The sequence below is a fragment of the Sphingomonas hengshuiensis genome (genome assembly GCF_000935025.1).
Classification (GTDB): domain Bacteria; phylum Pseudomonadota; class Alphaproteobacteria; order Sphingomonadales; family Sphingomonadaceae; genus Sphingomonas; species Sphingomonas hengshuiensis.
This window is the reverse complement of sequence record NZ_CP010836.1, coordinates 3,812,230-3,831,686: the sequence shown is the minus strand read 5'-3', so window position 1 is coordinate 3,831,686 and position 19,457 is coordinate 3,812,230. Positions and strand designations below refer to the sequence as shown.

The 19,457-nt window shown below is 68.2% G+C and carries 24 protein-coding genes; all 24 read right to left on the bottom strand.

The window, feature by feature from the left end; translation table 11 throughout:
• Window positions 1-2 precede the first annotated feature (2 nt).
• Window positions 3-605 (bottom strand): YmfQ family protein, encoded by a 603-nt coding sequence (locus tag TS85_RS17330; RefSeq protein ID WP_052507993.1) that lies wholly within the window; start codon window positions 603-605, stop codon window positions 3-5.
• On the bottom strand, window positions 602-1,648 hold the full coding sequence (locus TS85_RS17325) for a baseplate J/gp47 family protein (RefSeq protein WP_044333869.1): 1,047 nt from the start codon (window positions 1,646-1,648) through the stop codon (window positions 602-604). Before TS85_RS17325 ends, TS85_RS17330 begins: the two co-directional genes overlap by 4 nt.
• Complete coding sequence (locus TS85_RS17320) at window positions 1,645-2,133, bottom strand: phage GP46 family protein (protein WP_052507992.1); 489 nt, start codon at window positions 2,131-2,133, stop codon at window positions 1,645-1,647. Before TS85_RS17320 ends, TS85_RS17325 begins: the two co-directional genes overlap by 4 nt.
• Window positions 2,130-2,390, bottom strand: coding sequence for a hypothetical protein (locus tag TS85_RS17315; RefSeq protein ID WP_044333868.1), 261 nt, complete (start codon window positions 2,388-2,390; stop codon window positions 2,130-2,132). Before TS85_RS17315 ends, TS85_RS17320 begins: the two co-directional genes overlap by 4 nt.
• Complete coding sequence (locus tag TS85_RS24260; protein WP_052507991.1) at window positions 2,387-3,115, bottom strand: phage baseplate assembly protein V; 729 nt, start codon at window positions 3,113-3,115, stop codon at window positions 2,387-2,389. The genes TS85_RS17315 and TS85_RS24260 overlap by 4 nt, the downstream gene beginning before the upstream one ends.
• On the bottom strand, window positions 3,112-4,185 hold the full coding sequence (locus TS85_RS17305) for a phage baseplate assembly protein (RefSeq protein ID WP_052507990.1): 1,074 nt from the start codon (window positions 4,183-4,185) through the stop codon (window positions 3,112-3,114). Before TS85_RS17305 ends, TS85_RS24260 begins: the two co-directional genes overlap by 4 nt.
• Window positions 4,178-5,410: a DNA circularization protein gene (locus tag TS85_RS17300; RefSeq protein WP_044333867.1), complete on the bottom strand. Its 1,233-nt coding sequence runs from the start codon at window positions 5,408-5,410 to the stop codon at window positions 4,178-4,180. Before TS85_RS17300 ends, TS85_RS17305 begins: the two co-directional genes overlap by 8 nt.
• On the bottom strand, window positions 5,407-6,990 hold the full coding sequence (locus TS85_RS25795) for a tape measure protein (RefSeq protein ID WP_052507989.1): 1,584 nt from the start codon (window positions 6,988-6,990) through the stop codon (window positions 5,407-5,409). The genes TS85_RS17300 and TS85_RS25795 overlap by 4 nt, the downstream gene beginning before the upstream one ends.
• A gap of 122 nt (window positions 6,991-7,112) precedes the next feature.
• A complete protein-coding gene (locus tag TS85_RS17290; protein ID WP_044333866.1) occupies window positions 7,113-7,397 on the bottom strand; it encodes a phage tail assembly protein in 285 nt (94 codons plus the stop codon).
• 104 nt (window positions 7,398-7,501) lie between these two features.
• A complete protein-coding gene (locus TS85_RS17285; RefSeq protein ID WP_044333865.1) occupies window positions 7,502-7,873 on the bottom strand; it encodes a phage tail tube protein in 372 nt (123 codons plus the stop codon).
• A 34-nt stretch (window positions 7,874-7,907) separates the two neighbouring features.
• A complete protein-coding gene (locus TS85_RS17280) occupies window positions 7,908-9,344 on the bottom strand; it encodes a phage tail sheath subtilisin-like domain-containing protein (RefSeq protein WP_044333864.1) in 1,437 nt (478 codons plus the stop codon).
• Window positions 9,341-9,580, bottom strand: a complete 240-nt coding sequence (locus tag TS85_RS17275; RefSeq protein WP_044333863.1) for a DUF2635 domain-containing protein — start codon at window positions 9,578-9,580, stop codon at window positions 9,341-9,343. Before TS85_RS17275 ends, TS85_RS17280 begins: the two co-directional genes overlap by 4 nt.
• A gap of 2 nt (window positions 9,581-9,582) precedes the next feature.
• Window positions 9,583-10,248 (bottom strand): phage protein Gp37, encoded by a 666-nt coding sequence (locus TS85_RS24255; RefSeq protein ID WP_052507988.1) that lies wholly within the window; start codon window positions 10,246-10,248, stop codon window positions 9,583-9,585.
• Between the two features lie 127 nt (window positions 10,249-10,375).
• Window positions 10,376-10,936 (bottom strand): phage virion morphogenesis protein, encoded by a 561-nt coding sequence (locus TS85_RS24250; RefSeq protein WP_052507987.1) that lies wholly within the window; start codon window positions 10,934-10,936, stop codon window positions 10,376-10,378.
• On the bottom strand, window positions 10,936-11,349 hold the full coding sequence (locus TS85_RS17260) for a phage protein Gp36 family protein (RefSeq protein ID WP_044333862.1): 414 nt from the start codon (window positions 11,347-11,349) through the stop codon (window positions 10,936-10,938). Before TS85_RS17260 ends, TS85_RS24250 begins: the two co-directional genes overlap by 1 nt.
• Window positions 11,350-11,458: 109 nt before the next feature.
• Window positions 11,459-12,082, bottom strand: a complete 624-nt coding sequence (locus TS85_RS17255; protein WP_044333861.1) for a hypothetical protein — start codon at window positions 12,080-12,082, stop codon at window positions 11,459-11,461.
• Complete coding sequence (locus tag TS85_RS17250) at window positions 12,082-12,987, bottom strand: Mu-like prophage major head subunit gpT family protein (RefSeq protein WP_052507986.1); 906 nt, start codon at window positions 12,985-12,987, stop codon at window positions 12,082-12,084. Before TS85_RS17250 ends, TS85_RS17255 begins: the two co-directional genes overlap by 1 nt.
• Before the next feature lie 12 nt (window positions 12,988-12,999).
• Complete coding sequence (locus TS85_RS24245; RefSeq protein ID WP_052507985.1) at window positions 13,000-13,806, bottom strand: hypothetical protein; 807 nt, start codon at window positions 13,804-13,806, stop codon at window positions 13,000-13,002.
• Window positions 13,806-14,906, bottom strand: coding sequence for a phage protease (locus TS85_RS17240; RefSeq protein ID WP_044333860.1), 1,101 nt, complete (start codon window positions 14,904-14,906; stop codon window positions 13,806-13,808). Before TS85_RS17240 ends, TS85_RS24245 begins: the two co-directional genes overlap by 1 nt.
• 122 nt (window positions 14,907-15,028) lie before the next feature.
• Window positions 15,029-16,168: a phage minor head protein gene (locus TS85_RS17235; RefSeq protein WP_052507984.1), complete on the bottom strand. Its 1,140-nt coding sequence runs from the start codon at window positions 16,166-16,168 to the stop codon at window positions 15,029-15,031.
• Complete coding sequence (locus TS85_RS17230) at window positions 16,169-16,750, bottom strand: DUF1643 domain-containing protein (RefSeq protein WP_044333859.1); 582 nt, start codon at window positions 16,748-16,750, stop codon at window positions 16,169-16,171.
• 2 nt (window positions 16,751-16,752) lie between these two features.
• Window positions 16,753-16,938: a hypothetical protein gene (locus TS85_RS17225; protein ID WP_044333858.1), complete on the bottom strand. Its 186-nt coding sequence runs from the start codon at window positions 16,936-16,938 to the stop codon at window positions 16,753-16,755.
• On the bottom strand, window positions 16,935-17,324 hold the full coding sequence (locus TS85_RS17220; RefSeq protein ID WP_044333857.1) for a phage portal protein family protein: 390 nt from the start codon (window positions 17,322-17,324) through the stop codon (window positions 16,935-16,937). Before TS85_RS17220 ends, TS85_RS17225 begins: the two co-directional genes overlap by 4 nt.
• A complete protein-coding gene (locus tag TS85_RS24240) occupies window positions 17,317-19,452 on the bottom strand; it encodes a phage portal protein family protein (protein WP_052507983.1) in 2,136 nt (711 codons plus the stop codon). Before TS85_RS24240 ends, TS85_RS17220 begins: the two co-directional genes overlap by 8 nt.
• Window positions 19,453-19,457 lie beyond the last annotated feature (5 nt).

The window sequence follows — 19,457 nt, the reverse complement described above, 5'->3', positions numbered from 1 at the left end:
GGTCAGGTCTCCGGGTAGCTGAAAATGACGACAGTGTGCGCGGGCTTGGCCGCGTGGAGCAGACATTCGAGGTCGAGCGCGGCATCGCCTTCGACCAGGCGCGTGCCCACCGCGTCGCCGATCCGCGCATAGGTGAAGTCGCCGGCATTGAGCACTTCGACCCGCCAGACATAGCGCCACGCGCCGCCGCCGATCAGCGCGGTCAGCGAAGCGTCATAGGCATCCACGTCGGGATCGAATTCGTGAATCACCACCTCGAACCCGATCGACGCCGCCAGCTCGGTATAGAAAGCCGGGGTCTGCCCCGCCTGGAGCGCCAGCTTGCGCAGCGCCGCCGACTGGCGCCCCGAAATCGTCGTCGCCGCGGCCGTGCACGGATCGGGCAAGCCAAGGTTGCGTTCCCAGTCGCCGAGCAGCTCATAGGCCGTGCGCGGGTCGACCTCCTCGCCGAGCTGCTCGACCCGCAAATCCAGCCGCTCGAATTCCGCGCTCCAGCCCTCCAGCAACGCACCTAGCGTGGGGGACACGGCGCCGCCGCCCCATGCCGCACCGGGCGGCAACAGGGAGACCAGCTGATCGCGATATTGCGCGGCGGTATAGGTCACCAGCTCACGCTCCCGAACGTCGACATGTGCCCCGCGGCGGCGGTGACATTGGCCGAGGGGGTGTTGAGCACATGATCGGTCTCGCCGGCCGCGGTCGAGATCGCCTCGCGGATATGGCTGATCAGCAGCGTCCCGCCGGGCTCGGCCTCGCGTGCGATCAGGTCGCGCAATGCCGCTTCGACCGCGGCTTTGACCGCATCGGTCGCGGGCGTCAGCGTGATGTCGAACGCGATCGCGTCGGCGATCGGCGCCGCCACCGTCACGTCGGCGCATACCGGGCGGCGCGGCGCGATCCACGCCTCCACCGCCGCAATGTCACCGCTGCCCGGGATGATGTCCGCCCGCCCATCGCACACGAACAGCAGCTTGACGGTGCCGAGCCCGTCCCAATTCTCATAGACCCAGGCGCGCGTGACCTCGGGCACCTCGGTCGCCCAGTAGCGATAGTCGCTTGCTGCTCCGCCGCGCACGGGCGCCTGGATGCGCGCCAGCAGCCGCGCGCGCAGCCCGGCGTCGGTCTCCAGGTCGACACCGCCGCCAATGCCCGGCGCCTCGACGATTGCCGTCGCGCCGATCCCGGCGATCGGCGACAGGAAAGTCAGTTCCTGCCCCGTGACCATGGCCGCCGCCGTGCTCGCGATCTCCGCCGCCACCTCTGCCGAGGCGACACCCGACGCGATCGTCGCGTCGCTCGCGATCACGTACCGCTCGCCATCGGCGCGTACGAGCACCGATCCGGCAGTCGCCACGGTGCCGTTCGTGCCGGTGAGCGCAACGCTCCCGGTCGCCGCCTCGGCGGGCTTGCGGACCAACCCATAGATCGATGCCCAACGCTCCAGGCGCGCACCGTCCGCCACGTCGGGCAGGAAGCGCGAGGCGTCCTCGATCATCCCATAGGCGCCGTGCAGCGCGGCCGCATGCACCCGCGCGAGCACGTTGAGGGCGTTGCGCCGCACGCGGCTGTCGGCGCCGGGGAAGCGGGCGTCGATGTCCGCCTCGGCGCGGGCGATCAGCTCGGACAGGGTCGGTCTGTAAAAGCTCATGACGTGGTCAGGCTCCGCGCGGTCGCGTCCCACACGAAATCGAACCGCGCCGCGGTCGCTCCGGTGGTGCGGGTGATGGAAATCCGGATGCCCAGCGCGCCGGTCGGGCGGCTGGCGGTCGGCGCGATCCGGGTGACCTCGATGTCGACGGCCTGCGCGATGCCATCCTCGACCAGCCAGGCCAGCGCCTCGCGCGCGATGTCGCGCGCCTTCAACACCGTCGCATCGGTGAGCTTGGCGCGCTCCAACAGCCACAGCCGCGAGCCGATCCGGTCGTTCGAATCGGCATTGGCGCAATCGCCCCACCATCCACGGTGATCGCCATTGGGATCGGGCAAATCGTCGTCGTCACGCGCCCGCGCATCGGTGAGCAGCGAGATCAGGATCGCAGTGCGCAACCCGTCATCGGTCGCCAGCCCGCCGCCTTCGATCGCGAAGTCGAACAGCCCGGTCTCGGCGTCCAGGGCGATCGCGATGTCCGTCACGCCGCCGCCACCGTCGTGTCGGTGGTGCGGATTTTGAGCGTCATGCTGAAAGACACGGTGCCATCGGTGTGAAGCACCAATGTGCAGCGCCAGCCATCCTGCCACCGCGCATGGACCCGCCGCCAACGGCCCTTCCGATCGCGTGTCGCGCTGGCCTCGACCGGGTCGCCATGCTTGAGCGCATAGCCGAGGCCGCGAAGGATGGTGCCGCCCTGGACGGGATCGAGGGTGTGCCGTTTGAAACCTTTTGCGCTCATGCGATCCTCACCTTGCTGGAGCCACCCGAAATCACGTCGTCCGAATCGTTGACCGCATCGGTGCGCCGCGCCGCGCCCAGCGTCGCGCCATTGCCGATGCCTACATTGTCACTGTTGATCGCCACCGCCCCGGAGACGCCAGCAGTCAGGCTGGCGCCGTCGATCGTCACCGCGCCGTCTGCCGAGGCGGCGATGCTCGCCCCGTCGAGCGCAAGCGCGCCGTCGGCAGTGACCGAAGCGCCGGCCGCGCTGGTGATCGCGATCCCCGCCTCGGCATCGATCGACAGGCTTCCGCCCGCGCCGATCGTCATGTCGCCCTGCGCGGTCATCGACAGGTCGCCTTCGGTCTCGATCGTCACGCCCTGCGCGCTCGAAATCAGGATACCGTCGCGGGTCAGCCGCACGACCTGGCCGAGATCGTCGTACAGCGCGACCTCGCCCGCCTGCATGCCCTTCAACCGATAGCGGCGGTCACCCACCGCGATCACGATGCTGTTGCCCCGGCGCCCGCCCACCGACAACAACACCCCCTCGGCCTCGGGATGCGGATGCACGCTCAGGCCATAGGTCTGGAAATGCTCGACCCCGTCGATCGTCTCGTCGGCCAGCACGTCGATCTGGACTTCCTGGCACGCCTTGTCGTCGGCCACCGCGCGCAGCACGCACCGCCCGATCGCCATCTGCATCCGCCCGCCCAGCGCGGCGATCGACGCGGCGACGTTCACTTCTTGGGCTCCGCGACGGCGAGCGGCTGCCACGCGCCGCGCGGCATCGCCGTGATCGTCGCGGTGGTGCCGGCATCGCTCTTTTCAAAGGTCACCGCCGTCACCAGCATCGTCGCATCGTCGATCTGCACCGCCGGGCACTGCACCCGCACCTGCACATTGGGCCGCCACAGGGCGCCCCCGGCCGACACGCGCCACCCCAGCACGCGAACCTGCACCGACAGCGATCGGCCCGCGCGCACCCCGGCCTCCCACTTTGCCCGCGCCGTCACCCCGCCATTGTCGCTGCCCTCCTCGGCGACGATCAGCAGCGGGCGATAGCGCGCGACGCCGGCATCGCTGGCGGTGCCCGAAAGCTGCGAAACCGCCTTGCCGTGATGATGCTCGTCGCCCGGCGCCTGGCCCTTGACGCGATAGGTGCTGAACCGGTCGCGATGATCGTGCGTGGCGTCCGCCGACAGGATGTTGACCCCCAGCGCCAGCGTCGCGATCGGCGCATTGGCATCAGGCGTGATCAGCGTCAGGTCGCCCGCCGAATCGGCCACCATCAACAGCCCGCGAAACCGCAGCAACCGCTCCAGCGCCGCCTGCACCGTCTCCCCCTGTTGCAGCGCGAACCGCGCGATCGGCTTGCCGGTATCGGCCTTCGCCGTCACCTTGATCCCGAACGGCTTGGCCAGCTCGGCCGCGATCGCCTCCAGCCGGACATTGCGCCAGCTCCCCGGCTTGTGAATCGCCGAACAGTCGGCCAGGTCGGCGGTACGGTCGCGCCCGCTCACCCGGATCGCATGGGCATTGGCATCGATCGACGGCGCGACGGCATCCACCCACCCGTTGATCACCGTCTCGCCGCCCACGCGCACTTCGCACCTATCGCCCGGCTTGACCGGGAGGTCCGCCGACGCGCCATCGGCGCGCGCCGCCAGCGCCAGCTCGAAACTGCCGCTCATCGCGTCGATCGCGCGCGTGATGCTCACCTCGGTCCACCCCGAATAGAGCAGGCCGCCGATCGCCAGCTCGACACGCTCGGCGATCTTGGCGGCCTCGGCAACGGCGTCGACGTCAGCCATTGGCGTCACCCCCGCTGCTCAGCACTTCCAGCGCGCGGCCGCCGGGGACGAAGCCGGGATGCGCGATGCCGTTGCGCGCCACGATCTCCGCCGCGCGCGCCTCGACGGTGGCGGGATCGCCGTACAGCCGGTGCGCGATCACAATCGCGGGCGCGGTGCCCGGCGGGGTGTAGGAGATCAGCCGCGCCAGCGATCCGCCCCGCGCGGTTACGTCGCGCACGATCGCCCGGCGCAACCGGTCATAGGAATCGGCGCCCGTATCGTCGCCGGCATCCGCCTGGCGCAGGGCCAGCGCGTCCAGGGCGTCGGCCGCGGCATCGCGCACGCGCACCGCCTCGTCATAGGAGGTGAAGCTCGTGTCGGCGATCGCCCGCGCCACTTCGCCTGCCGTGGCAAGGTTGATCATCTGGATCAGCGCCGCCTGGTTGGCCCGCTGGCGATCGCGCGCGGGCGTGTCGCCGACGATCGGCGGCAAGTCGCTGCCCAGGTCGAGCAGCCCGATCAGTCCGTCGATCAGCCCGACGCCGGCAGTCGCCACGACCCGGATCGATTGCACCGCGGTCAGCAATGTCGTGCCGAGCGCCAGCGCGTCGCGCAGCTGCGCCTGCACCCCCGGCGGCAACAGCCCCAGATTGGCCTGGATCGCGAGCAGCCCCGGCCCGATCCCGCCCTGCAACGCCGACATCGTCGCCATCGCCGCCCCGGCATATTTGACGATCTCGCCGGCATGTTCCTCGACGAACGCGGCGACTTCGGACAGGCTGAAATCCTCGTCGAGCTTCTCGACCGCCGCCGCCTGCTCCTCCTCCGCCGCCGCCTGCGCCTGCGCCGCACTGTCCACGCTCGGCTGGGCCGGCGCCGGAAGGCCGGTCTCGACAAAGGCGATCGTGAACGCCGCATAGCCGCCGTCCTCGGTCGAATCGGTGCGGGTGAATCCCTCCACCGCCACCTGCATCGTTCCGTACCACGGGTGCACCAGCGTCCCCGCGCCAGGCGCGTTCAGTGCATCGGCGAACGCCGCGGCACGCGCGATGAACCCGTCGCCGATGATATGGCAGTCGATCGAATAACGCTGGCCCTTGCGGCCCAAATCCTCCCACACCGGCTTCTCGGCCTGGGGGAATTCATGGACGACGCCGCGACGCCCACCCTCCTGGTCCTGTCCGTTCGTGACGAACGCCAGCCCGCGCCAGGCACCGGGCTGCCACCCCGCCGGGGCGCTCACGCGACACCCGACATGGCGCGGCCGGTGTTGACCTCCACCTTCATGCCGCGCGCCGATACCTGCGTCGGCGTGGCGGTAACGCCACGATCGGTGGTGACGTGGAGCGAGATTTTGCCCTCGGCGGGCTTGGCGGGCGCGGCGGGGCGGGCCGACGACGGCACCAGCGCGCGGGGCGGGGCGAGCGGCCGAAAGGCGCCCGGCTTGCCCCAGGCCGGGGCTTCGGTCGGCACAAACGGCTTGCGCGGCGCGACGCCCGGCACGGTCACGTCGAGTGCCCTGCGCTCCTTTTCGAGCTGGTCGGCGGGAATGCCGTCGTTGGGGTTCATCCCCAGTCGCCGGTTCGCACTCCGAAGCTGTTCGCGCAGCTCGGCCTTGCGCAGATCGCTGACGAACCACCCGTTCAACCCATTCTTGGCCTGGTTGCGGGCGGCGATCGCGCTGATATTCGACGCATAGCTATACGCCTTGCCCAGCGCCCCGACGATCGCGAGCAAGGCGTTCGCTATGCCTACCAGCCCATTGCCCACCGCCGCCCAATCGGTGCCCGTGGCGAACTGGACGGCCTTGTCGGCGATCGCCGTCATCCGGTCGGAAATCGTCTGCGCCCATTTGGCGAGCGTGCCATCGGCGGCCAGCGCGTTGACGCGGGACAGCATCGCCTCAAGCTTGCCCTTAACGGCGTCGAAAAACCCCGCGTCCGCGATCGACACCTGAAAATTGGTCAGCGCGTCGGACAGGTTCGACCACATGCCGGCGAACGTCCGCGATTGCTTGTCCATCATCCCGCCAAATCGCTCGCCGAAAATGCCCATCAGGGCCTTCTGAATCGCGACGCCGCTCTTCTGGGCGGTGCGGGTGATCTCCTTCCCGTTGCGCTGATAGGTGAAGGCGACCTGGTTGCCCTGCACCTTCGATCGAATGCCGAATTCCTTCAGCCGCTCGAATTCGCCGGTCTGCGCGTCGGCCATCATCTCGATCGCCTGCATCAACGGCTTGCCCATGCCCGACGCGGCATCGCCCAGCGTGCGCAGCGCGCCATCGGTCGGGTCGATGCCATAGGCCTTGAGCGCGACAAACGCCTCCATCACGTCGCCCAGCTCATAGGGCGTGACGGTGGCGAATTGCTTGACCCAGTCCATCGCCCTTTTAGCGGCGGCGGCGCTGCCCTCGGTATTTTCCAGCACGACGCGGAACTGCTCGAATTTGGACGCCTGACCGATCACGCCACTCGTGAACCATCCGCCCAGGAAGCCGGCGCCGGCCGTGCCCAGCGCCAGCCCCTTGGCGGCAAGCCCGCCCGCCATCCGGATCAGCCGCCCGATCGCAAAGCCCGTGCCCTCGGCCGCCTTGGTCAGCGCTCCCATGCCCGCACGCCCGGCCAGCGCCCGCACCCGCGCCGCCAGTGCCGTGATCCGCGTCGGCAATCCGGTCAGGAAGCGGCTGCCCGCGCGATCGACGTCCTGCATCGCCTTGCCCAGCGGCTTGATCCCCCGGCGGGTCAGCCCTTCCACGGCGGCGGTCACGCGCCGCGCCGGGGCGGTGGCCCGGTCGATGGCTTCCAGGATCAGCGACAGCTTCATGGGGTTTCAGCCTTCGGTTGCGGTGCGGAGCCGGTTGAGCTGGTCAATCCACATCTCAAGCTCCGCCAGGGACAGCGACAGCAGCACGGCGGGCGGCCACCCGAACTCGGCGGCCAGCTCGCCTAGGAGGTCCCGCCAATTGGCAGGCCATCCTCCACATTCGCGAAGGCAAGTTCGCCCAAAGGGCCGACGTCTCCCGCGTCGAGTTTCTGGATGATGACGAAGGGCTGGCCACTCAGCGCGGCGATCATCTCCAGCACGAGTTTCATCGGCTGGTGGCGAAAACTGTCGATCAGCAACAGGTCGTTGCCGGTCGCGCGGCGCAGCGCCAGCGAGGTGATTTCCTCGGTACGCTCGCCGATGGTGACGATGATGGGGTGCTTGAGCGGATAGACGGTCGCGGCCATGATGGGTCCTCAAATGCTGGTCGCCGCGCCGGCCCGCGGCTCGATCCAGGGTGAAGTCGATGCCGGGCATCCGCAGGGACGGCAGCCGCCGCCCCGTGCAGGTCCTAGGCGATCTCCTCGGCGGGCTGGCCGTACAGCACGCCCTCATAGGAACCGTCGCTGGTGGTCGCGTTGGGGGCGCCCTCCGAATAGGCTTCCTTGAACGTGAAGGCCTTGCCGGTATCGAACTCGACGAGCACCGTCGCGCCGACGATCGCCGCCCATGCGGTCGGGCTGAACGACGACTTGGCCGGGATCTTGATCGTGAGCTTTGCCGGCGCCGGGGCGCCTTCCTTGAAGTTCCCCGCATTGTAATCGCCGGGCATCGGCTCGCGCTTCACCCCGCCCAGCTCCAGCGTGGTATCGCCCATCGTCTCGATCGCCCCGCCGTTGACGCGGACCTTGGCCTTGCCCGCGACCTGATTTTTACTCGCCATCTAAACCGCTCCTTATTGCCCGCTCAGGGGTCGCTCAGAGGATGAATTCAAACCGCGCCATCAGCTGCAACAGGCCGTTGACGACGTCGGGCGTCATCAGCAGGTTGAGCTGGGTCGGATTGGTCGCGTCGCGCTCGATGACGAGGCCGGCGATAAAGCCGTCGACATCCTCCATCAGCCCGGCCTCGCCCCATTCGCGCGCCAGGTTGATCGTCTCCGCCCGGATCGCGGCGATCGTGTCCGCCGTCAGCTTCGCGCGCGGAAACTTGGTCTGCATGCGGTAGCGCCAGCTGTACCGGTAATAGGCCAGCGTCGCCGCGGTGTTGACGTCCAGCCAGCTGATGTCGGGCAGGCCATATGCGTTGACCCGGTACGTGCTGATCAGCCGCTCGATGACGACTTCGCCCGATGGGCTGACGTCCAGCGTCGAGATTCCGTTGTGCAGCAGTTGCTCGCGCTCCATCTTGGTAAAGCGATAGCCACGCCGCGGCGCCGGGATGCCCGGCAACACCAGCTTGGTCAGCTGTCGGGCCGGGTCCTTTTCGATCTCGACTGCATATAAAGCCGCGACGGTGGCCGTGATCACCCAGCTTGGCACTTGCAGGTCATCGCTGGCGACGACGGTCAGGTGGGGGCCGTTTCGGGTTGCGCCGAAAGTCGCGAGCGTGGAGTAGGTGCTCCTTATAGTGGTGAACGCATGGCCTTCGACCTGACGCTCCGGTCCCCAGCGCGATGCCAACTCGACATCGGCGGAGGTCAGATTTGCCGAATCGTTGGCGAAAAGTGCAATCGACTGGAACTGCTCGTCGCCGAGCACCGCCCATACGTCATCAAGGTCAGGATCGCCTGACGGAGCAGTAACCGTCGCAATTGCAACGCTTAGTCCGGCGGGGATGCCGTCTCCCTCATAGTAAGAGGGGATAATTCCCAAGGCATCCCCCGCTACCGCGCCCTTGTGCCGCGCGGTCACAGTCACCACGCCCGCGGAACTGGTGGCGACAACCGGCAGGTCGGGCAGCGCGTTGATCGCCGCGGCGGTCGCGGTTGCCATCTGCGTTGCCGTGGTGCCGACGATCGCCGCCATCTGGATACGCACGCCGGCGACCAGAATCGATACCGTCCCGGCTGCCGTGGCGGTGCCGGTATAGGTAAGGGACACGACCCCGGACACGCCGCCCGAATTATCCTCCACACCGATCGCCCACACTTCGGTCGATCCGCTCGCCTTCAGCGCGGCACGGACCATGCCGTGCAGCATCGACCCCCGACCGAACAGGGCAACCGCCTGATCGGCGGACGTCATCCGCTGCGGCACGAGCGCCGAACTGCCGGTCGCCAGCTTCTGCCCGACCAGCAGGATCTTCTGTGGCGCCGGCGGCAGCCCCGAAACCGCCCGCACGTTGGAGAATTCCGCGGCGACGCCGGGGCGGCGCTGGTTGCTGGCGATCGAATCGAAAACGATGCTGGTCACTGTTCGGTGCTCCCTTCGGCGGGCTTGGTCGCGGCCTTGGCGGCCGCCTTCTCCGCGGCCTTTTCGGCGGCGGCGATCTCGGCCTCGGTCGTGGCGATCACGTCGCGGTCGTTCCAGCGCCGCTGCCACCAGCTGTTCCACGCGACGCCGCGCCCTTGCGGGACCAGAGGCCGCCCGGTCTCGGGATCGTGCACCGAAAGGCCCGGTGCGGGCTTGATGAAACGGCGGTCGGACATGGTCACTCTTGCTCCAGCTCAAGATGGTCGGTGGCGTCGGCGCGGTAATCGTCGGGCAACTGGACGCCGGGCGCGACGGGATCGCGATCGACGGGCAGCGGCTGCCCGAACAGCGGGATGTCCCAATTGGCGTGCAGCGCCTCCAGCGCGGCGGGATCGGTCTCGCCATCGCCCACGACGATCAGCGGGAAGTCACAGGTGAACTCGACGGCGTACATCGACAGCTTGCGCTTGCGCAGCGCGTCGGTCGGCCGCACCGCGCGCAGCGGCCCGGCCTCCAGCGGCGTGTACAGGTCGAGACCCAGCGTCTGCCCCGACAGCGCGGCGACCGCGCCCAGGATCAGGCGATAGCTGCCCGGCTCCTTTGCCGGATCGGGGCCGCCATGGCGCTGATAGGCTTCGTCGGCGCGCAGATTCTCGTCGGCGACCATCAGCCCGAACGACCCGCGCAGCACGCGGACCTGATCGTCGCCATCGTCCTCGGTCCCCTGCCACCCGGCGAACACGACCCAGGCGGCCGGGCATGCGATCTGCGCATCCGATTCGAGATACGCATCCCAATTGTCGGGATAGGTCGACAGCGTCCGCCAGCGCGGGAAATCATAGGCCCCGGCATCGGCAACGGCCTTGAGCCGCGCCAGCATCGCCAGCTCGATCGCCGCGATCATGCGCCGGCTCCGCGAGCGAAAATGGGGGAGCAAGCATCGCCCGATGACGATGCTGCGGGGGCCTTGCGAGCCGTACCGTCTTGTCCTCCCCCTGCTCTCGCGGGGTTAAGGCGGGTGCAAAGGCCGATCATTCGCCGGCCTCCGTCAAATAGTGTTCGCTCGCGTCCTCGATGTCGCCGATCAGCTCGGCCGAAAGCCCGAGGAAGGTACGCGCGGGCGTGTTGGCCTTGCGGCTGAAGGCGCCGACCACGACTTCGATCGGCTCGGCCAGCGCGACGCCGAACGCCTGGCGCATCGTGCGCTTGTGCGAGGCAACGGCCTCGGTCCCGTCGAACCCGTCATTGTGGCGACGGGCATAGGCGACGTTGCTGCCCCATTCGGCGGAGCGCGCGGTCGATCGATGCGTGATCGACAGATACAGCCGCCGCGAGTCCTGGAGCGTCTTGCCCGTCATGCGCTGCGGCCCGGCGGCGCCCACCGCCGTCCTGCGCACGCGGTTCGACGGTGCCCAGGGCACGCCGTCCGGCGTGTGCTGCCCTTCGAAATTGTCCTGTGTGTGCGTCTCGCCCAGCGCGCCGATCGTGTCCATCAGCGGGGACAGGTCGCCCAGCTTCGCGGCAAGCCGGGCCAGCCGCGCCTCGACGGCGGCGACGCCCTCGGCATGGACGGAAAAGGATGCGCCCGCCATCAGAAGCCGCCCAGCCGGTCGCGGCTGAAGGTGCGGCCGGGGTCCTCGACCAGCACGGCGCCATCGCGCGCGGGCAAGTCCCCGCGGCCTTCGTCGATCTTGACCAGCCCGCGCGAAATATCGCCCAGCACCTTCATCGCCTCGGCGCGCTGCCTGCTCGCTTCCTCGGTCGGAACCCGGTGCATCTCGCAATAGGCGATCTTGCACACGAGCTGCACGAGCAGCGGCGGCAGCACGGCGCCCGGCGCGGGCGCGTAATATTTGGCGATATAGCCGTCCGCCAGCACCGATGCGTCGGCGAGCTTGAGGTTGACCGCCGCGATCGCCACCGGTCCCCACGCATCCGCCCCGGCGAGCTGGACGAGAACGTCCTCGCCATAGCGTGCGCGGATATCGTCGGCGGTGGCGTACATGGCGGTCGGTCGATCCTTTCTAAAAGGTCCCCGGCGGGCCGGGCATGAATGGCCCGCCGGGAACAGTCCGGGCGCAAGACGCAACGGGCGCCCGTACCCAGGGAGGGACTCAGTCGGTCGCGGTCTCGGTCTTGGCGACCTTCGCGGCCTTGGCAGGCTTGGGCGCCTTCAGCGTCGCGATCTCGGCGCGGAGCGTCTTGATGATGCCCTCGGCATCGACCGTGCTGTCGCGCAGCGCGGTCACTTCGCGCTCGGCATCGGCGAGCCGGGTACGCGCTTCGTCCATGTCGGCGTTCTGCTGCTCGATCGTGCGGATCAGGTCAGCCTGAACCCGACCGGCCTCGCTCGCGAGGTCGCGCAGCTTCGCCAGATCGTCATTCTGCCGCTCGATCAGCTCGGCCTGCTGGCGAAGCTGGGCCTGGAGCGCATCGTCGCCGGCATCCGTCGTGGCGGCGGGTTCGGCACCGGCGTCGATCGGCCCCAGCTCCTCGATCGTCGAATCGATGATCATCTGCGCGTGCTCGGCGGTCATCCCCGCGTCGAAATGCGGGAGCGGACGGAAGCCGCCCTCGCCATCGCCGATCTCGATCGACAACAGCGGCTCGCGCGCCAGCGCCAGCAGCCGGGCACCGTCCAGCGTGCGGATGTCGACCAGACTGGCCGACGCTCCGAAGGTGAGCCCCGCGCGCCGAAACGGCACGCGGGCACTCTTGATGCGCAGCACCCCGCGCATCAGGGCAGCCGATCGGCTTCGATGATGATCATCTCGCCAGCCAGAGTGTTGCTTTCGCCGCCGGCCAGATTGGCCTTGAACGAATCCTTGGCGCGCTGCTGGTTGCTCACGCCCGCGACGAGCGCCGTGGGGCGGACGCCCCGGGGCTCGCCATTATCGTCCTTGAAAGCCTTCATCGCATCGCGGGCGGCGATGATGTTGGTGGCGTTGCACGTTTTGGTCGAACGATAGGCAAGGAAAGGCATCGTGTAGCCGACCGCGCCGCGTGCCTCGGCATAGGCGCGCGTAAGGCCGGTTTCGGCAACCTGGCTGTCAGTGAACTTGTCGTTGATCCACCAGAAAACGGGCTTCTTACGCTCCTGCGCGAGCAGCGGCTTGAGCGGCTGTGACAGGTCGAGCAGGAACCATGCCTCGCCCTCGCCGGTCGTGTCGTTATTCGACCACGTCGCGGGCGCCGCAGGATCTTCGTTGTACGTCGGATGGTCGGTGTCGAAGAAATTCTGGCCGTCGAAACACTCGCGCAAATGGCCCTCCGCCAGCGCCTCGAACCGCAGCCGGTCCATCCATGCGCCGGCTTCGCGGCCCCAGCCCTCGAACATGGCCGGGTAGAGGCCGATCATGTCGTCCTCGATCTCCTTGAGGGAGATCGCGAAGTCCGCCGTGTAGTCATCGTTGACGAGCTGATACACCTTGGACTGGAGCTGCTTGACGCGCTTCTCGCCGACCCACTTGCGAAAGATCGGCAGGTTGCCCAGGAAACCATATGTATTGATCGCGGTGCTCGACGGGACCGAGGTCGAAAGCGCGGCGCCAACGATCGGTGCCCCCGTCTCGCCGCGCGTGAAGTCAGCCTTGAAGCCGGTATTGAGCGCGGCGAGAAGCGCCGGGGTGACAATGCGTGCCAAGTGCCTGGCTCCTTACTTGAGGATGATTTCGAGGAGGCCGGAAACGGCGCCCGCGGTGTTGAAGGCGGCGGCGGGGATGATCTGGATGCGGTCGCCCGCCGCCACGATCGTCGTCGCATCGCCATTGGTCGGCGCGTCGGTGACGACGGTGCCCTTGGTCGCCGCATCGGCGATCGTGCAGGTCAGCCCGACAACGGCGGTGGTGCCGACCGCGACGGTGACATCGCCGCCGGTGGTGACAGCCTTCTGGACAACGACGCTCAGCCGCCCGATGCGACCAGCGCCCGGCGCGACCAGCTCGGCCGACGTACCGGCCAGCGTATCGGTCTCGTTGATCGCAAAGGGCAGCCAGACGCTGCGCGGAGCGCCGGCCGAGGCGGCGGCGGAAATCTCCACCCACACGCCCGCGCTGGTAACTTCGCGCACCACGCCGGCACGCGGCCGGGTGCCGCCCGCGGCGTTGCTCGCCACCGTCTCGTCGTCGACGACGAAGCAAGTGCGGTTGATGTCCGCCACCGTGATCGCATCGACCCCGGCGCTGTTCTTGAGGAGGTAGGTGCCTTCCTCGACATCGATCGTCGCGCCGCCATCGGCGGCGGTTCCGGTGACGCTCGCCAGCGCCATGCCGACGACGCGCATGTTCGCGACCTCGGCGATCTTGAGCAGGTCGGTGCCGCCCGCGCCGGCACGCGCCGGCGTGGCATAGCCCGACAACAGCATGACGAGCCCGCCCTGGAGGATGACGGCGGATGCCTTCACCCCGACATTGAGCAGGCCACCGCCCGCGAATTTCTGGGTGCGCTTGGGTGCGGCCAACATTATGCGACCTCCTCGATCTGGGCATTCTTCGCCGCCAGGAAGTCGGCGTGACTCATGCCGGTCATCTCACACGCCGCGATCTCGTCGGCGGTGAGGGTCGTGGCCTTCTCGGTCGGCTTGCGATTGCCGAGGACCGAGCCGGCGGCGACGATCACCGGCGCTGCCGACACGAAATCGCGGAACGCCTGCTCGTCCTTCTGGAACAGCGACAGGCCCCAGGCCTTCATGGCCGGCGCCAGCTTACCCTCGGCGCAGGCGGCGGCGACTTCGCGCTCCGCCCGGTCGGCGGTCAGCACCGAAAGCTGCTGGGTGAGGCCCGACACCTGCTCGATCGGCACGAACTTGGCCGGATCGACGGCATTGGTCTTCAGCGTGGTGATCGCCGCGGCGATTTCCTCGACCGAGGCGGTGTCCGCCAGGCCGGCCGCAACGGCGATCGAGCTGGTGGAGGTCTTCTTCAGTTCGCCGATCGCCGCGGCGATCTGCTCGACGCCCGCATCGGCCCCAAGGCCGAGCAACGCCGCAAGTGCGGTCAGGTCCATGGTGTCGTCTTCTCCGGAGTGTCCGGCCGCGATGGCCGGGAGGTCGATCGCGCCGATATTGACCAGCGCGGCATTCTTGAGTCGGAGCACGTTGCCGTTCTTCGCGTCCGCGAAGAACAACGGGCTCAGGTAGCGATATTCGCGCGCGCGAAGCTTGGCGTCGGCAGCGGGGGTCCAATCGATCGCATTGGCATAGATGCCATCCGCCTCGGCGGTGAGCGCCGACGCCGCACACCATCCCGATGCCGGTGCGGTGCCGCCCACGCCGGGCTTTACCGCGTGGAGCATCTGGTGGTCGTAATCGAAGCTGAAATCGGCGCCGCCCAGCCATTGCTGGGTCGCCGCCACGATCGCGGCGGCGTGCGCCTGGTCGCGAATGGTATAGGGCCCACGCCCGTCGCGCATTTCGATGCGCCCGATCGGCAACAGCTTGACGCGGGTGGCGGGAGCGCCATCGGCACCGACCAGAGTCTGATCGGCACACGCAACCGCTTCGAGCACCTGCGCGGTGCCGGCGGATGCCGCGATCAGCAGAATGTCGGTGGTTTCGATGCCCATGCCCGGCTTATGCCGAGCCGCGCGGGCCGCTCTTACCTGAACTAATTCAGTGCACGATCAGGCGCCGGGGCGCGGGCTCCTCATCCGACGAAACGGCGCCCAAGTCCATATCGTTCCGGCTCTCAGCGCGTCGTCTTCCAGCGCCAGCCCTCGCGGCCGACATCGACGATCGTCGTCATACCCTTTGCCGTGCGGGCATAGCGCCGCGTCAGCAGCGCCCGGCCGTCGCGCGCCGCGATCCATATCCACCGAATCGAATCGGGCTCGACGATCGCCGCCGCGATCCGGTCGATCGCCAGGCCCGCCGCGCCGCCCGGAAACCGCGCCGACCCATCGGCGCCGATGAACCAGCTCCGCCCGATCGCCAGCGGCCATCCGTCGCGGTCGGTCCACACCGCCTCTTTGCCCGAATCGATCCCGAACGCCTTCAGGAAGCGATCGGCAAGCGCGCGCTGCGATCCGGTGAGCTGCGCGGCCGCGGGGACTTCCTCGGCGCCGTCAAAGCTCTCGGGCAACGCACGCGGCGACAGCCCGCGCAGATATTCCTTGCCGACGTTGTAATCCCATCCCTTGCCGATGCCCTGCTCGATCATGCCCGTCTCGCCGGTGCGCTCATTGACCCATTCGATCTCCGGGAAGCGGATCGGCTGCTCGGTCACGCGCTTGCCCTGGCGATCGAGCATCCGCTGGGTGCGCTGCACGACGCTGCACCGGCATTCCCAATCGCACGGGCCGGTATGCGTATCCCACCAGGGATCGTCGACGGGCAGGATGGTCCCGTCCCATGCGTGGTGCTGGGGCCGCTCGCGCCCGTCCATGACCGAGGTGTATTCGAGGAACGGAAAGGCGCTCTTGGTCCGCTCGATCCGCTCCCATTTGCCGGCGGCATAGGCGGTGCGGACGTTGGCGTTGAAAATCGTCTTCAGCCGGCGCGGGCTGCCGAGCTGCACATTCTTCGATTGCCCGGTGGCCGGGTCGATCATCGTCTTGCGGCCCCACCATCCGCGCGCCTCCAGCCGGGGCTGCAACGCCTTGCGGAAATCGGCCAGCGTCGTGCCGTCGGCGATCGCCTTGTCCACCTCGGCGCGGATATCCTCCAGCAGGTCGCGGCTCATCGCCTTGGCGACGGTGAACCAGCGCGCGTGCTCGCTGCGGAACACGTCCAGCCACGAAAAGCCGATCCGAAACCCCTTGGCCCGGAAAAACGCAATCGCCTCCTCGGGCGCAACGCCCGCAGCGGGCAGGGCTTCGGGGCCGGGCATTTAGGCCGCGCGCCAGAGGATCGGTTGCTGGTCGATTGCGATTCGGTGCTTACCCCGTGACATCGGATGTTTCGGCGCACCGGTCCCGGTCAGGCCCCAGCACCACAGATTGGGCCAGGGCGCGACGCCGGTCTGCATCTCCTCGACGACGTGGTCGATCCAATCGCTATCCCACGCGATGTTTCCCCAGCAGACGAACACCTGATGCGCCGCCTTTGCCAGCGCGATCACGCGTGGCAGGTTGACGAACAGCAGCTGGTCGCGCGCATGCCAATCATTGGTTGCGGCCCAATCGGCACGGCGCCGGCACTCAACCGGGCTCGACGTGCAGAACGGATAGAGGTTGGCCAGGTCATAGCCGCCGAACCCGGCATGGTGGAACCATTTGGTCAGCCACCAGCTCGTCGGATCATCCTTGGCGCCATCGGCATCCGAAGGGTTGCACCCGATCGCCAGCCCGATCGGCCCTGCGCCCCAGCGCCGCGACAGCACGACGCGATCGCCATGCACGAATTCCGCCGCGCGCTGGAGCACCGGATCGCCGAACAGATCGACGCCGAACATGCGGGTCGCGGCATCCATCCCTACTTCCCCGACGCCAGGCGCAGCTCGACTTCAAACCGCTGGCCATCCATTTCGAATGCCCAGGCCGCGCGGGCGCCCGGCGTGATCTTCGCGATCGGTGCCAGCCGCTCCGCCATCTCCATGACCTTCTCGCCGACCGCATAGGCCGCGTCGTCTTCGAACATCATCTCGCTGTCGTCGCTCATTTCCCCGGCACCTCGATCAACCCGGCGATCCGCGCCGCGAACCCAGCCCGCTCGCCCAACTGGACGATCTGCTCGGCGTCCATGCCCGCGATCAGGTCGCCGACCCGCGTGGCGAGCAGCTCGCGCACTTCCTCCATCGAATTGGCGGCATCGATCAGCTCGGCGATCGGCGCGAACAGCGCGTCGCTCGCGCCGCCCAGCTCGCCCAGCGCATCCTCCACCAGCCGGTCGATCGCATCGGGTTCGCGCGGTGCCAGGTCGGCGGCGGCGGGGACGGCGTCGCCTTCGTCGTCGCCGAGGTCGAAGGGTTCGCCCTTGGCGCCATCGTTGTTGACCTGGATCGACGCCGCCCGATCAGCGATGAACTTGTCGGTCTTCTTAGTCATCTTCGGCCTCCACATGCAGGGTGCGGGTACGTTTGTCCCATTTGGTCACCCGCAACTTAGCCGAACGCGGGAAAATCACCTCCTGCTCGTGCCGCAGGTTGGAATGCGGCGCGGCATCTAGTGCCTTGGAGCCCTTCTTCGCGGTGATAGCGATGAGGATCGACCCCTTGGCCTCGGCAAAGCCCATCACCGCAACGTCCCTGGACCGGCTCGTGCTCAGGAACCCCGGATCGCGGATAACGGAACCCTCGGAGATACCCGCCCGCTTCAGCGCCTCGACACCCGGCCCGCTGACGCCCCGATAGAGCACGGCGTCCTCGGACAGGCGGCTTTTGGCTACCGCTCGGTCCATCACCTCGACCTTCTTCTTGGTCTTCGCGCCATAGTCGGCTTCGCCGCGGGCCTGCTCGTTGATCAGCTTATAGTCCATCAGCGAGTAGTCGGAGACTGCGTTGGCCTCCGCGCGGGTCAGCTTCCCCGGTTTGACAGTCTCGGGCGACGCACCGCCTCCACCGCCGACAGGGGCACCACCGGCACCGCCGCCGCCTCCACCGCCGCCGAGGGGCATGGCGCCCCCAAAGCCCGGCCCGCCGCCACGCCCGTCCGACCATTCGCCGCCCCGCTTCGATCCGCGCGGCACGCGGGGCTGCGAAGCGTTGTACTTGGCGTCGATCAACACGGCGGCGGGAACGGCGTCGCCCGTCCGGTCCTGCAACCGCGATTCAGGCGCCAAAGGGGCCACTAAGGGGCCGGTTGCGGGTTCGCGGGGCACGTCGGGGCCGTTTGGGGCCTGCGCGGGCTCCTGCGCGCTCTGCGGGGCTGCGGCGCGAACGAGGATCGCTTCGCCGGCCTTGGGCTCGGGAATGCCGGTGACCTTGCGATAATGCGACACCGGGATCGGCACGCCCAGCGCGACGCCCTTGTCCATCGCCTCCAGCGCCGATTTGACGTCGACCGGATCGGGGCGCCCGATCTTGAGCAGCGGATATTTGTCGCGCACGCCCCGGTTGAACATCACCATCGGGATGACCAGGTCGCGCGTGCCCGTCGCCGACAGCTGCACCGCATCCGAACATTCGATCAGGTGCTGCACATCGCCGTGCAGATCGGCCTGGCCCGACCCCAGCCCGCCGGCCTTGGCGTCGCTGCTGCTCGTCTGCCCCAGCACCGCCTTGCTGATCAGCTCGTCGCCATAGGTGCACAGCGCCTGGAACATCTCCGGGTTCGCGGCGCCGCCCTGGCTGGTAATGAAGTCGATCTGCATCGACGCGGGGATCACGCACCCGGCATCCGACCCGATCTGCGCGACGGCGCGCGCCAGCTTGCGGATATCCTCCTCGCTGGTGCCGTTCTGATATTTGCCGACGCGCAGGGGGAGGCCATACACCTCCAGGAACGTCATCCAGTCCTTGAGCGTGAAGTTCTTGAACAGGTAAATCCACGCCACCGCGCGCGCCAGCCCGCCGCGGATCGGCAAACCCGACTTGGCCGCCGCCTCATGGACAATGAACTTATACTGGGGCAGCGGCTGCGCCAGGCCGTGATAGCCGTCGATCCCGCCCTTGAGCAGCAACTGCTTGCCGGTGTCGCGGTCATATTCGAAAAAGCGCGGGTCCTGGCGCGTCAGCACACTAGGCAGCCACAGGTCGCCGGTCATGTTCCACACGATCTCGGTCGCGCTATATCCCTTGCCGATCGCGTCGAGGATGTCGAACAGCTCGGCCTGGAGCGTCTGGCGCTTCAACCAGTCGCGCACCAGCTGCGCGTCGCCCTCATATTCCGGGCCTTCCCCCGCCGCCTCGACTTCGACCGGCAACTGCGACACCGCGCGCTTCCGCGTGCCGAGCACCGACAGATAATGGAGGTCCTTTTCCTCCATCTCCTCGGCCAGCTCCAGATAGGCGGTCGCATCGCCCGTCTCCGCCGCGCGCAGGATTTGCGTCAGCCGCAACGGGTCAAGCCCCTGCGCCGGATGCCCCGACAGCACCGATCGCACCCCCGCCATCGTCGGCCCGCCGATCTCGCGCGTCAGCACGTCGGTCGCGCTGCGCAGCGGACGGCCCCGGCTGTCGATCAGCGTGGGCGGCGGCGGCGCCTGATAGGCCGTCAGCGATCGGTTATCGGTCATTTAGG

Coding starts and splice junctions, on each gene's coding strand:
- TS85_RS17325 (WP_044333869.1), bottom strand. CDS start 1,648: ATGAGCTTTTACAGACCGACCCTGTCCGAGCTGATCGCCCGCGCCGAG.
- TS85_RS17315 (WP_044333868.1), bottom strand. CDS start 2,390: ATGAGCGCAAAAGGTTTCAAACGGCACACCCTCGATCCCGTCCAGGGC.
- TS85_RS17305 (WP_052507990.1), bottom strand. CDS start 4,185: ATGGCTGACGTCGACGCCGTTGCCGAGGCCGCCAAGATCGCCGAGCGT.
- TS85_RS25795 (WP_052507989.1), bottom strand. CDS start 6,990: ATGAAGCTGTCGCTGATCCTGGAAGCCATCGACCGGGCCACCGCCCCG.
- TS85_RS17290 (WP_044333866.1), bottom strand. CDS start 7,397: ATGGCCGCGACCGTCTATCCGCTCAAGCACCCCATCATCGTCACCATC.
- TS85_RS17285 (WP_044333865.1), bottom strand. CDS start 7,873: ATGGCGAGTAAAAATCAGGTCGCGGGCAAGGCCAAGGTCCGCGTCAAC.
- TS85_RS17275 (WP_044333863.1), bottom strand. CDS start 9,580: ATGTCCGACCGCCGTTTCATCAAGCCCGCACCGGGCCTTTCGGTGCAC.
- TS85_RS24255 (WP_052507988.1), bottom strand. CDS start 10,248: ATGATCGCGGCGATCGAGCTGGCGATGCTGGCGCGGCTCAAGGCCGTT.
- TS85_RS24250 (WP_052507987.1), bottom strand. CDS start 10,936: ATGGCGGGCGCATCCTTTTCCGTCCATGCCGAGGGCGTCGCCGCCGTC.
- TS85_RS17260 (WP_044333862.1), bottom strand. CDS start 11,349: ATGTACGCCACCGCCGACGATATCCGCGCACGCTATGGCGAGGACGTT.
- TS85_RS17255 (WP_044333861.1), bottom strand. CDS start 12,082: ATGCGCGGGGTGCTGCGCATCAAGAGTGCCCGCGTGCCGTTTCGGCGC.
- TS85_RS24245 (WP_052507985.1), bottom strand. CDS start 13,806: ATGTTGGCCGCACCCAAGCGCACCCAGAAATTCGCGGGCGGTGGCCTG.
- TS85_RS17240 (WP_044333860.1), bottom strand. CDS start 14,906: ATGGGCATCGAAACCACCGACATTCTGCTGATCGCGGCATCCGCCGGC.
- TS85_RS17235 (WP_052507984.1), bottom strand. CDS start 16,168: ATGCCCGGCCCCGAAGCCCTGCCCGCTGCGGGCGTTGCGCCCGAGGAG.
- TS85_RS17230 (WP_044333859.1), bottom strand. CDS start 16,750: ATGGATGCCGCGACCCGCATGTTCGGCGTCGATCTGTTCGGCGATCCG.
- TS85_RS17225 (WP_044333858.1), bottom strand. CDS start 16,938: ATGAGCGACGACAGCGAGATGATGTTCGAAGACGACGCGGCCTATGCG.
- TS85_RS17220 (WP_044333857.1), bottom strand. CDS start 17,324: ATGACTAAGAAGACCGACAAGTTCATCGCTGATCGGGCGGCGTCGATC.
- TS85_RS24240 (WP_052507983.1), bottom strand. CDS start 19,452: ATGACCGATAACCGATCGCTGACGGCCTATCAGGCGCCGCCGCCGCCC.